The sequence below is a fragment of the Kineococcus sp. AC630 genome (assembly GCF_979255925.1).
In genome coordinates this window covers 119,192-131,515 of record NZ_CEEDMJ010000009.1, presented here as the reverse complement: position 1 = coordinate 131,515, position 12,324 = coordinate 119,192, and the positions used below count along the sequence as shown (strand labels likewise).

The following is a 12,324-nucleotide window of genomic DNA, read 5'->3' as shown; positions in this document are numbered from 1 at the left end:
CCTGAGCGCCGTGGACCTGTACCAGCAGCTGATCATCGAGCACTCCAAACGTCCGCACGGCGAGGGTCTGCGCGACCCGTTCGCCGCGCAGGCCCACCACGTGAACCCGACGTGCGGCGACGAGATCACCCTGCGGGTGGCGCTCGCCGGCGACACGGTCGAGGACGTCTCCTACGACGCCCTCGGGTGCTCGATCAGCCGCGCCTCGGCCTCGGTGCTGCACGACCTCGTCGTCGGGCGCTCGCTCGAGGAGGTCGTCACGGTGCGGGATGCGGTGCAGCACATGCTGACCAGCCGGGGTGAGGACGAGGGTGACGAGGACGTGCTGGGCGACGCCGTCGCCCTCGCCGGTGTCGCGAAGTACCCCGCGCGGGTGAAGTGCGCCCTCCTCAGCTGGTCCGCCCTCGCCGACGCCCTGCTCCGCGCGCCCGCCACCCCCTGAGCCCCGGGGCCCCTCGGCTCCCGGTGGTCGGTGGGTAGCCTGCGGGCGTGGAGATCCGCGAGTTCACCGACGCCGACTGGGCGCAGATCTGGCCGTTCTTCGACGAGATCGTCGCCGAGGAGGAGACCTACGCCTACCCGCGCGGGCTGACCTCGGAGCGAGCGCGCGACCTCTGGGTCGAGTCCCCGCCGGGGGTGACGGTGGTGGCGCTCGAGGACGGGCAGGTGCTCGGCACCGCGAAGACGGGGCCGAACCGGCCGGGCCCCGGGGCCCACGTCGCCACCGCGAGCTTCATGGTCTCGCCCGCGGCGCGCGGTCGCGGCGTCGGACGCGCCCTCGGCGAGCACGTCCTCGCCCTCGCCGCGTTCCACGGGTACCGCGCCATGCAGTTCAACGCCGTCGTCGAGACGAACACCGCGGCGGTCGCGTTGTGGCGCTCGCTGGGGATGAGCATCGTCGGCACCGTTCCCGAGGCCTTCGACCACCCCGAGCACGGTCTCGTCGGCCTGCACGTCATGCACCGCTTCCTCGTCGAGGACTGACCCCGCTCCGGCGCGGACCCCCGGGGGTTACGGTGGCCTCCCGCACCGGCGAGGGCGCCGGCCCAGCACAGGAGTCGACGTGAACCCCACCGCCCGCACCTCCGCTCTGACCCTCGGGCCGGAGGGGTTCCTCGCCGACGGGCGTCCCCACCGGTTGCTGTCCGGTGCGCTGCACTACTTCCGCATCCACCCCGACCACTGGCGCGACCGGTTGCGGTCGGTGCGCCAGCTCGGGTTGAACACGGTGGAGACCTACGTGCCGTGGGACCTGCACGCCCCACGGCGCGGGGAGTTCCGCACCGACGGCTCCTGCGACCTCGCGGGGTTCCTCGACGCGGCGGCCGCGGAGGACCTCGACGTGGTCGTCCGGCCGGGCCCCTACATCTGCGCCGAGTGGTCCAACGGCGGGTTGCCGGTCTGGCTCACCCGTTCCGGGGTCCGGCTGCGCATCGACGACCCGGACTACCTCGAGGCCGTCGACGAGTTCCTGACCCGGGTCTACGAGGTCGTCGCTCCCCGGCAGGCCGACCGGGGCGGACGCGTCGTCCTGGTCCAGGTGGAGAACGAGTACGGCGCGTACGCGACGGCCCGCGAGACCGACAGCGCCGCAACGGACAGCGCCGCCCGGACCGCCTACCTGGAACACCTGGTGGCCACCACGCGCCGCTGCGGGATCACCGTGCCGCTGACGACCGTCGACCAGCCCACCGACGAGATGCTGGCCGCGGGGACCCTGTCCGGACTGCTGACGACGGGGTCCTTCGGCGGCCGGGCGGCCGAGCGGTTGGACACCCTGCGCCGCCACCAGCCCGAGGGACCGCTGGTCTGCTCGGAGTTCTGGGTCGGCTGGTTCGACCACTGGGGTTCCCACCACCGGACGACGCCCCCGGAGGCGGCCGTCGCCGAACTGACGACGATGCTGGAACGCGGTGCCGGGGTGAACGTCTACGTCGTGCACGGGGGCACGAACTTCGGGTTCACCAGCGGCGCCAACGACAAGGGCACCTACCAGGCGACGACGACGTCCTACGACTACGACGCGCTCCTCGACGAGGCCGGCCGGCCCACGCCGAAGTACTGGGCGTTCCGCGAGGTACTCGGCGGGTACGTCGAACTCGGTGCCGACGTCCCGCCGCCGGCGCGGCCGGCGCCGGTCCTGCGGGCTCCGCTCGTCGGTGCGCTCCCGCTGGCGAAGGCCGTGGACGGTCTCGAGCCGGTGGCGGGGGAGGAGGTCCCGTTCCTCGACGACCTGGCGACGGAGAGCGGGGTGCCCGCCCCCTTCGCGTGGGTCAGCGCCACCTCGCCCGGATCCCCGGGGCCGACCGTCCTGCACGTGGCCGAGGTGCGCGACCGCCTCACCGTGCTGCTCGACGGAGTGCGGCTGGGCACCCTGTTCCGGGAGGACCACGACACCACGCTCGCCCTCCCGCCGCACCCCGCCGGCACCCGGCTCGACCTGCTCCTCGAGGACGCGGGCCGGGTGAACTACGGTCCGCGCCTCGGCGAGCCCAAGGGCGTCGTCGGCCCCGTCCGCGTCGGGGACGCGGCGGTGCGCGACCTCCGGGTGCAGGCGCTGGACCCGGACCGGCTGGCAGCCGCCCCGGCGGGGCGGACGGGTGCGGTGACGTTCCTCGCCGGGCCGGTGCTCGCCCGCGCGGAGCTGGAGGTGGCGGAGCCCGTCGACCTCTTCCTCGACACGGCCGGCTGGGGGCGCGGGGTCGTCTGGGTCAACGGGTTCTGCCTGGGGCGCTACTGGCGGCGCGGACCGCAGCGGACGCTCTACGTCCCGGGGCCGGTCCTGCGGGCGGGGACCAACGACGTGACGGTCCTGGAACTCGACGCCGCCGCGGACCCGTGGGTCCGCACGCTGCCCGACCTGGACCTCGGCCACACCGAGGAGTAACCACCCACGATGCTCCACCCGTCCTGCCCCTCGTCGCGATGCCCTACGCTGACGGGACCATCCAGAGCGGCCGAGAGACCTGGCTCGTCGACGCCGCAGCAACCCCCACGCCCTCACCGGCGGGGAGGGTGCTCATGCCAGGACCGATGGGAGGAAAGAGTGGGTTACGCCGGCGACCTCACCCCGCGTGAGGCCTTCGACCTGGTCCGGGACACCCCGGACGCGGTCCTCGTGGACGTCCGCACCGACGCCGAATGGCGTTTCGTCGGGGTTCCCGACACCAGCGGGACCGGCCGGGAGCCGGTCCTCGTGTCCTGGCTCCCGGTCGACCCGCCGCGCTTCCTGGCCGAACTCGCCGCCGCGGGGATCACCCCGGGTGCGGGCGCCCCCGTCGTGTTCCTGTGCCGCTCCGGGCAGCGTTCCGTCGGTGCGGCCGAGGCCGCCACCGCCGCCGGGATCGCGCCCAGCTACAACGTCCTCGAAGGGTTCGAGGGTCCGCTGGACGACGCCGGTCACCGCGGTGCGGTGGGTTGGCGCGCGGCGGGTCTGCCCTGGCGCCAGTCGTGAGCGAGGGCTGGCGCCCGGACACCACCGCCGTCCGCGGCGGCCTGGTGCGGTCGCAGTTCGAGGAGACCGCCGAGGCCATGTACCTCACGTCGGGGTACACCTACGCGACCGCGGCCGACGCCGAGGCCGCGTTCGCGGGCGACGTCGACCGCTACGTCTACTCCCGCTACGGGAACCCGACGGTGTCGGTGTTCACGGAACGGCTGCGGCAGCTGGAAGGGGCGCAGGCCTGCTACGGCCTCGCCAGCGGGATGTCCGCGGTGTTCTACGCGCTCGCCGCGCTCCTCGGCGCGGGTGACCGGGTGGTGGCGGCGCGGAGCCTCTTCGGCTCCTGCTTCGTGATCCTCGACGAGATCCTCCCCCGGTGGGGCGTCACGACGGAGTTCGTCGACGGCGAGGACCTGGCGCAGTGGGAACGCGCGCTCTCGACCCCGGCGCAGGCGGTGTTCTTCGAGACCCCGGCAAACCCCATGCAGACCCTCGTCGACATCGCCGCGGTGAGCGACCTCGCGCACGCCGCGGGGGCGACCGTCGTGGTCGACAACGCCTTCGCCAGTCCCGTCGGCCAGCACCCGCTGGAGTTCGGGGCCGACGTCGTCGTGTACTCCGCGACCAAGCACATCGACGGCCAGGGCCGGGTGATGGGCGGAGCGGTCCTCGGGACCTCGGAGTTCATCGACGGCAGGTTCCGCGAACTCACCCGGCACACCGGGCCGACGCTCAGCCCGTTCAACGCGTGGACCCTGGCGAAGGGCCTGGAGACCATGAGCCTGCGGGTGCGGCACGCGGCGGCCACCACCCTGCGCCTCGCGGAGCACCTGGAGCAGTCCCCGGGGGTGCGCTGGGTCCGCCACCCGATGCTGGCCAGCCACCCGCAGTTCGACCTGGCGAAGCGGCAGATGGAACTCGGCGGGACGGTCCTCACGTTCGAGCTCGACGCCCCGCAGGGGCGCGGCAAGGACCGCGCCTTCGAGGTCCTCGACGCCCTGCGGATCGTGGACATCTCCAACAACCTCGGCGACGCCAAGTCGCTCGCCACCCACCCCGCCACGACGACGCACCGTCGTCTGGGCGCCGAAGGCCGTGTCGCCATCGGCCTGACCGACGGGGTGTTGCGGTTGTCGGTGGGCCTGGAGGACCCCGACGACCTGCTGGAAGACCTCGACCGCGCGTTGCGCGCGAAACCCTGATCGGAGAACCCCTGTGACCAAGCGTCAGATCCCCGTCTCCCACGCCGGGAGCCTGCCCCGCACCCCGGAACTCATCGCCGCGAACGAGGCCCGCCGCATCGGCGACGACGGTTTCACCCTCGAACGCACCCCTGAGTTCGACGCCCTGCTGACCGACGCGGTCGTGGACCTGGTGAAGCGCCAGGAGGCCCTCGGCGTCACCATCGTCGGTGACGGCGAGTACGGCAAGGCCATGTCCAGCGCCGTCGACTACGGCGCCTGGTGGTCCTACTCCTTCCAGCGGGTGTCGGGGCTCGAGGTCACCGGCGAGGACCTGTTCACCCAGCCCGTCGTGCGCTCCGAACCCGGCCACGTGCGGTTGACCAGCTTCCCCGACCGACGCGACTGGGTGACGTTCCGCGAGGCCTACCAGGACCCGGCGTCGGGGATCTCGACGGGCAAGAACGCCACCGCGTTCCCCGCGACGGTCGGGCCGCTGGCCTACACCGGTCAGGCGGCCATCGCCTCCGACATCGCCAACCTCAAGGCCGGCCTCGCCGCGGCCGGGGTCACCGAGGGGTTCATCACCTCGCTCTCCCCGGGCAGCGGGGCGCGCATCGCGAACCGCCACTACGCGACCGAGGAGGAACACATCTGGGCGTGGGCGGACGTGCTGCGCGAGGAGTACCGGGCGGTCGTCGAGGCCGGGCTCACCCTGCAGATCGACGACCCCTCCATCGCGGAGAACTTCGACCAGATCAACCCTGAACCCTCCATCGAGGACTACCGCGCGTTCACCCGCATCCGGGTCGAGGCGCTGAACCACGCCCTGCGCGGTCTGCCGACCGAGCAGATCCGCTTCCACCTCTGCTGGGGTTCCTGGCACGGCCCGCACACCACCGACGTCGAGTTCAAGCATATCGTCGACCTCATGCTGGAGATCGACGCGGGGTCCTACTCCTTCGAGGCCGCCAACGTGCGCCACGAGCACGAGTGGAAGGTCTGGAAGGACGTGGCGCTGCCCGCGGGCAAGAAGATCGTCCCCGGCATCGTGAGCCACGCGACGAACGTCGTGGAGCACCCGGAACTCGTGGCCGACCGCATCGAGCGGTTCGCCTCGGTCGTCGGCCCCGAGAACGTCGTGGCCTCCACCGACTGCGGTCTCGGCGGGCGCATCCACCCGCAGATCGCGGTCGCCAAGCTCGCGACCCTCGGCGAGGGTGCGCGACTCGCAGGCGAACGACTCTTCGGGTGAGTCCCCGGTGACCCGGGACCGGGCCTCGGGGGAGGCCGCCGCGTGGGCGTTGTGGCAGGACTCCCCGTGGGGCCGGCTGCGCTACCGCGTCGTCGCCCGGGTCCTGCAGGAGTGGTGCGCGGACCTCGGTGAGGGACCGCTGCGGGTGCTCGACGCGGGCGGGGGCGACGGTCGCGACGCCGTCCAGTTCGCCCTCGCCGGGCACTCCGTCACGGTGCTCGACCGTTCCCCGGAGATGCTCGCGCTGGCCCGGGCGGCGGCCGCCGCCGCCGGCGTGGGGGACCGCCTGCACACCGTCGCGGCCGACCTGGAGGACCTCACGGCCCTGGCCGCGCTGACCCGCCACCGCGAGGGCGGTTCGGGGTCCTTCGACGTGGTCCTATGCCACGACGTGCTGCAGCACCGGGAGTCCCCGGGGCAGGTGCGGGCCGACGTCGCGACGCTGGTCTCCTCGGCGCGCCCCGGAGGTCTGGTGTCGTTGCTGGCCCCGAACCCCGCCGCCGACGTCGTCGCGAGCGTCCTGCGCGAGGGGCCCGCCGCGGCCTGGGTCGCGCTCGACGGGGAACGCGCGCTGGACCCGGGCACGGGTCACACCGCGCTGCGGCTCTCCCCGGAGTTCGTCGAGGACGCGCTGGCGGCGGTCGGCTGCGACGTGACGCGACGGGCCGGGATCCTCGCGGTGACGACGTTGCTCGAGGAGTCCGACCGGGTCGACGACCGGGTGGCCGCCGACCTCGAGGAACTCGAGGTCGAACTCAGTCGACGCGAACAGTTCCGCGGTGCGGCGCGCTACTGGCTGCTCGGGGGCCGACGACGCTGACCGGTCCGTGCGGCCGGGTCGCGGTCAGCAGGGACGCCGCGATCCGGTCGTTGAGCCGGAAGAACCCGGCGTCCACGCCGGGGCGGGCGAACGCCGCCGCCCAGCCACCCCCCGCGACCCACGGGCCGACGGCGTAGCGGTGCGGGTGCACGGAACCGTCCGTGGCGACCAGGCGCTGGTCCGGGTCGACGACGAGACGACCGTTGCCGATCTCGGTCACCTCCCCGCGAGCGGCCAACCCGGCCAGCAGCGGGTCCGCGCTGTCGGCGATGCTGGGCGTGGGCAACCGCGCGTCGACCAGGACCCGCGCCGAGACCCCGGCCGGTGAGTTCCCCGACCGGGCGCTCCAGCACCGACCGACCTCGTCCGCCCGCACCTGCACGTCACCACCGAGGAACCGGACGACCCCGGCGTCGGCCAGGGCGAGGAGTTCGCGCAGCCGCTGCGGGGGCGGGCCGGAGGCGACGTAGCTGAAGAACCCGTGCCACCACCCGTCGACCTCGAGGGTCGACTCCTCGTCGAGCAGGCCGCGGTGGGCGAGCCCGGCGACGGTGACGTAGCAGGACAGCAACGCGAAGAACACGGCGGCGTCCATGCTGTGGGCCGGGTCGCCCCGGCGTTCCACGTCCGCGGCGACGTGTGCGCGGACCCGGTCGTGGACCTCCTGCGCCGACGTCGCCCGCCACCCGTCCAGCGGCCGGTCGAGGCGGCCCAGGTCGAGGCGGTCCGCGGGGTCGGGCACCGCGGTCGCCACCAGGTCGTCGAGTTCCGCGCTGCCCCAGGGAGCGGCCGCGAACCGGGTCCCGAACTCCGTGGGGGCCAGCGCCGTGCGCTCCGGGTGGGAGCGGAACAGTTCGTGGTAGTGCGCCCCCGCCAGTTCCTTCGCCGCGACCGGCCACAGGTCGGCCCGCAGGTTCAGCGGTCGCGTCGAGACCAGGAACGGCTCCGCCGTGAAGAACCGGGGGAGCGGCGGACGTTCGTCGAGGACGTAGGTGATCTTCGAGCGGTACGGAACCCCGCGCCGGCTGCCCACGTGCAGCACGGGTTCACGGCCGCTGCGGTGGTAGACGAGTCCGTCGGGTCCCTCCGAGAACCGCCCGCCCCGACCCTGTCCGACGAGCACCGCGAGGTCGACGAAGGCCAACCCCATCCCCGCCACGATCACGTCGGCGCCCGGGGGCAACCTCACCTCGTCCTCCGCGAGGCCGAGGTCGCTGGTGTACCCGGGGGCGACGTAGCCCAGTCCGTGCCGGTCCGCGAACTCCTGCGCGGTGACCTCCCGCGCGCCGGGGACGACGTCCGGGTGGCCCTGCGCGAGGACCACCGCGTCGACGTCGAGCGTCCCGCCGTCCTCGAGCACCACCTGCCGGCCGCGCAGGTCGACCGCCCGGGTGCGGTGCACGTGCACCCGCAGGTTCGCCGGCAGCCCCGCGAGCGTCCGGTCCCACGCCCAGGAGAGGTAGCGGCTGCCCAGCGCCCGGGAGACGAACGTGCCCTCCTGCACCCCCAGCACCTCGCGGTGGAGTTCCGCCTCGCCCGCGGCCTCGAACTCCGCGGCCAGGTCGTCCCGGTGCTCCTCCAGCCAGGCGAACAGCGTCGGCCCGGTGCGCACCGGGCCGGGCAGCACCGAGGAGTCGTCGGGCAGGACCGTGACGTCGGCCGCGCGGGAGTTCATCCACAGCAGCGGGTGCTGGTCGGCCCGCCAGATCCGTCCCGCCCCCGGCGGGTGGGGGTCGACGACGTGCACGTCGACGACCCGGGTCGGGTCGTCGAGGACGCGGGCGGACAACCGGTCGAGGACGCCGAGGGTCCGGGGACCGGCCCCGACCAGGCAGAGGGAGAGGTCGTCGTCGGACGGGGTGCGCAGGGACGGGCTCACGTGGGCTCCAGAGGAGAGATCCGGTGGGGGACTCGTCCTCAGGAACAGGTGGCGCCGTGGGTGCGGCACAGGTCGACGTGGCGACGGCGCACCAGTCGCCCGTTCGTCGCTCCCGCGGTCCGCACGACTCCAGGGTAGGCGTCGCGACCCCGTCCGCCCAGCCGACCTCGGTCGACGGGACACACCCCTCCGGGGGGAGGGTCAGCGACGGTGGCCGAGGACGAACGTGCGGATCGCGGTGACGGCCGCACCGCGGGCCCACTCGGTGAAGCCCGTGGGCTGGACGTCGATGTCGAGCCGGGAGGCGAAGGGACTGCGGTGCTCGCGGATCCCCGCCCACAGCGCGTCCTGCCCGACGACGGCGAGGCGGATCCCCTCACCGGACAGGATCAGCTTCTCCGGCATGGTGAGGTTGCCGATCGCCGCGACCAGCGTCCCCAGGGCGTGCGCGGAGTCGTCGACGACGCGCCGGGCCAGCGGGTCCCCGCCGTCGGCGAGGTCGAGGACCTCCTCGTAGCGGACCGGCCGGCGCAGCGCGGCGGCGGCCCGGGCCTCCACGGCGGCGACGGTGAGCAGGGCGTCGGCGCAGCCCTGGTGCCCCAGCGGGCACAGCGGCCCACCGGGCAGCAGGGGGAAGTGCCCGAGCAACCCCACGCCCGCGTCGGGTCGGTCCACGACCTCGTCGTGGACGACCAGGCCGTACCCGAGGCCCTCGCCGATCGTCAGCACCGCGAAGTGCCGGCACCGTCGGGCCGTCCCGAACCACTGCTCCGCGCGGGTGAAGGACAGCAGGTCGTTGTCGACGACGACGGGCAACCCGAGCTGCTCCTCCAGCACGGGTCCCAGCGGGACGTCCTGCCAGCCGAGGAAGCTGGCGTTCAGCACGTGCCCGCCCTCGCCGACCAGACCGCCGAGGCTCACCCCCACGGCCCGCAGCGACGTCCTCGCCCCGTGCTCGGCCAGCAGCGACCGGACGAGCCCGACGACGGTGGCGACCACCGTCTCGGGGGAGGTGTCGCCGAGGACGGCCTCGTCACTGGCCAGCACCGTGGCCCGCAACGAGGTGAGGACGGCGTGCGCGGTGCGGGCGGTGAGCTTCACCCCGACGAAGAGGTGGGAGTGCTCGTCGACGTCCATCGGGCGGGTGGGCCGCCCCGTCACGGGGTCGTAGGCGCTGCCGGTCTCCTGCAGCAACCCGGAGTCGAGCAGGGGTTTCGACAGCCGGGTCAGGGTCCCGGCCGAGAGGTCGAGGCGGCGGGCGAGCTCGCTGCGCGGCAGGGGTCCGTCGAGCAGGACCTCGAGGGCGATGCTGTGGGCGGTCCCGGTCAGAGGCGTCCAGGACACCGTGGACGGGGTCGTGCGAGGCGGTGCGTCCACGTCCTGCCCTCTCGTCGTCGTGAGTGTTGGAGTGAAACCTACCGGAGGGTCTCGCGTCGAGGAGTCGCCACGCTGGACGGGTGATTGACGCCGTGGAGCTTTCAGCGTAGAAGTGTCACCGTCCCGCCACACCGACGTGCCCGACGGAGTTCCTGTGACCTCACCGCACGACCCCCAGCGCAGCACCCCTCCCGCGACCCCGGGGGCCACCACCGGTGCGCTCGGCCGCGTCCTGCACCTGCGGGCTGCGGGGGTGAGCCTCGTCGTGGACGTGCACGCCACCTCCACCCCGACGCTGGTGCACTGGGGCGCCGACCTCGGTGAGCTCTCCGAGGCCGCTCTCGCCGACCTCGTCACCTCCGGACGGACCGCCCGGGCCAACAACGACCTGGACGTGCCGCAGCCCACCCGGCTGCTGCCCGAGCAGGCCTGGGGCTGGAACGGCCGTCCCGGCCTGTCCGGTCACCGCGCCGGCACGGCGTGGTCCACGCGGTTCGTCCCGACCGGGGCCCTCGTCGAGGAACGGACCGACGGTGGCCGCCTCGTGCTCGACACCGCCGACCCCGAGGCCGGTCTGGCGTTGACCCTCGAGCTCGAACTGCTCCCGTCGGGGTTGCTGCGCCACCGCGCGACGCTGACGAACACGGCCGAGGGGGACTACGAGGTCGCCGACCTCGCCCTGGCGCTCCCCGTCCCGCCGGTCGCGACCGAGATCTTCGACCTGGCGGGTCGCTGGGCGAAGGAACGCATCCCGCAGCGGCGTCCGCTGGTCTTCGGCGCCCACGTGCGGGAGAACCGCCGCGGTCGCACCGGTCCCGACGCGCCCCTCGTGCTCGCCGTCGGGACCCAGGGGTTCGGCTTCCGCGACGGGGAGGTCTGGGCGACCCACACCGCGTTCAGCGGGAACCACCGCAGCAGCGTGGAGAAGCTGTCCAGCGGGACGACCACGCTGGCGGCCGGTGAACTCCTGCTCCCCGGTGAGGTCCGACTGGCGCCGGGGGCGCAGTACCGCACCCCGTGGGTGTTCGGAGCCTGGTCCGCGCAGGGGCTGGACGGGATGGCGGCGCGGTTCCACCAGCACCTGCGATCGCGTCCGCACCACCCCTCGACCCCGCGACCGGTCGTCGTGAACACGTGGGAGGCCGTCTACTTCGACCTCGACCTCGGGAAGCTGCTGGCCCTGGCCCGGGCCGCCGCGGAGGTCGGCGCGGAACGCTACGTCCTCGACGACGGCTGGTTCCGCCACCGCCGCCGGGACGACGCCGGCCTCGGCGACTGGTACGTGGATGAAGGCGTCTGGCCGCAGGGTCTGCACCCGCTCGTCGACGGCGTCCGGGCGCTGGGGCTGGAGTTCGGCCTCTGGGTCGAACCCGAGATGGTGAACCCCGATTCCGACCTCGTGCGGGCCCACCCCGACTGGGTCCTGCAGACGGGTGGGCGCACCCCGCTGCCGTCGCGTCAGCAGCAGGTCCTCGACCTCGGGAACCCGGCGGCGTTCGCCCACGTCCTGGAACGTCTCGACGCGCTGCTCACCGAGTACGACATCGCCTACTTCAAGTGGGACCACAACCGGGACCTGCTCGAGGCCGGTTCAGGACCCTCCGGCGCCGCCGGCGTGCACGCCCAGACCCTCGCCGTGTACCGGCTGCTCGACGAACTGCGGGCCAGGCACCCCGGGGTCGAGATCGAGTCCTGCTCCTCCGGCGGGTTGCGGATCGACCTCGAGATCCTCGAGCACACCGACCGGGTCTGGGGCAGCGACTGCATCGACCCGCTGGAGCGGCAGCAGATCCAGCGCTGGACGACCCAGCTCGTCCCGCCGGAACTCATCGGTTCCCACGTCGGCGCCTCGCCGTCGCACACCACCCACCGCAGCTCGGACCTGTCGTTCCGGGCGGGGACGGCGTTGTTCGCCTCGTTCGGCATCGAGACCGACATCACCCGGATGGGAACCGCGGAACGCGCGGAACTCGCGAGCTGGGTCGCGCTCTACAAGGAACTCCGGGGTCTGCTGCACACCGGGACCGTGGTGCGCTGCGACGACCACGACCCCTCCTTCCAGGTGCACGGGACGGTGGCCGCTGACGGTTCCGACGCCCTGTTCGCGGTGGTGCAGCTGAGCACCCCCGACGCCTCGGTCCCGGGCCGGGTCCGGTTGCCGGGACTGCTGCCCGACGCGCAGTACGAGGTCAGCGCGCAGGCACCGGGGGACACCCCCGCGGTGCGGGGCGAGGCCGACCTGCCCTGGTTGGCGAGCGGGGTGCGGATGAACGGGCGGACGCTCGCCGCCGTCGGTGTCGCGGCTCCGGCGTTGCATCCCCAGCAGTTGGTGCTGGTGCGCACGCGGCGGGTCTGAGCCGGGTGGGGCCG

At 73.6% G+C, this 12,324-nt stretch carries 10 protein-coding genes and 1 riboswitch; of the genes, 8 read left to right on the top strand and 2 right to left on the bottom strand.

Annotated features, from left to right (window positions below; translation table 11 throughout):
- Position 1: 1 nt before the first annotated feature.
- The 7 genes from sufU to AC0I8G_RS11510 all read left to right on the top strand — a co-directional run bounded on the left by sufU (position 2) and on the right by AC0I8G_RS11510 (position 6,698).
- Complete coding sequence (gene sufU / locus AC0I8G_RS11540) at positions 2-442, top strand: Fe-S cluster assembly sulfur transfer protein SufU (protein WP_471730086.1); 441 nt, start codon at positions 2-4, stop codon at positions 440-442.
- A gap of 47 nt (positions 443-489) precedes the next feature.
- Positions 490-984 (top strand): GNAT family N-acetyltransferase, encoded by a 495-nt coding sequence (locus AC0I8G_RS11535; RefSeq protein WP_471730034.1) that lies wholly within the window; start codon positions 490-492, stop codon positions 982-984.
- A gap of 79 nt (positions 985-1,063) precedes the next feature.
- Positions 1,064-2,887, top strand: a complete 1,824-nt coding sequence (locus tag AC0I8G_RS11530; protein ID WP_471730033.1) for a glycoside hydrolase family 35 protein — start codon at positions 1,064-1,066, stop codon at positions 2,885-2,887.
- Between the two features lie 54 nt (positions 2,888-2,941).
- A riboswitch (SAM riboswitch) is annotated at positions 2,942-3,040 on the top strand.
- A gap of 6 nt (positions 3,041-3,046) precedes the next feature.
- Positions 3,047-3,454 carry a rhodanese-like domain-containing protein gene (locus tag AC0I8G_RS11525; RefSeq protein ID WP_328295380.1) on the top strand — a complete coding sequence of 136 codons (408 nt, stop codon included), beginning with the start codon at positions 3,047-3,049 and terminating at the stop codon, positions 3,452-3,454.
- Positions 3,451-4,644, top strand: coding sequence for an O-succinylhomoserine sulfhydrylase (locus AC0I8G_RS11520; RefSeq protein WP_471730032.1), 1,194 nt, complete (start codon positions 3,451-3,453; stop codon positions 4,642-4,644). The genes AC0I8G_RS11525 and AC0I8G_RS11520 overlap by 4 nt, the downstream gene beginning before the upstream one ends.
- Before the next feature lie 13 nt (positions 4,645-4,657).
- Entirely contained in the window at positions 4,658-5,878 is a 1,221-nt protein-coding gene (locus tag AC0I8G_RS11515) for a cobalamin-independent methionine synthase II family protein (RefSeq protein ID WP_471730031.1), read from the top strand.
- Positions 5,844-6,698: a class I SAM-dependent methyltransferase gene (locus tag AC0I8G_RS11510; protein ID WP_328295383.1), complete on the top strand. Its 855-nt coding sequence runs from the start codon at positions 5,844-5,846 to the stop codon at positions 6,696-6,698. The genes AC0I8G_RS11515 and AC0I8G_RS11510 overlap by 35 nt, the downstream gene beginning before the upstream one ends.
- On the opposite strand, the gene AC0I8G_RS11505 is transcribed toward AC0I8G_RS11510, so the two are convergent.
- On the bottom strand, positions 6,634-8,577 hold the full coding sequence (locus tag AC0I8G_RS11505) for an FAD/NAD(P)-binding protein (protein WP_471730030.1): 1,944 nt from the start codon (positions 8,575-8,577) through the stop codon (positions 6,634-6,636). The two genes, AC0I8G_RS11510 and AC0I8G_RS11505, sit on opposite strands and share 65 nt — an antisense overlap.
- Before the next feature lie 201 nt (positions 8,578-8,778).
- Positions 8,779-9,921 (bottom strand): ROK family protein, encoded by a 1,143-nt coding sequence (locus AC0I8G_RS11500; protein ID WP_471730029.1) that lies wholly within the window; start codon positions 9,919-9,921, stop codon positions 8,779-8,781.
- A gap of 187 nt (positions 9,922-10,108) precedes the next feature.
- Here AC0I8G_RS11500 and AC0I8G_RS11495 point away from each other — a divergent pair, with 187 nt between their 5' ends.
- A complete protein-coding gene (locus AC0I8G_RS11495) occupies positions 10,109-12,310 on the top strand; it encodes an alpha-galactosidase (protein ID WP_471730028.1) in 2,202 nt (733 codons plus the stop codon).
- Positions 12,311-12,324 lie beyond the last annotated feature (14 nt).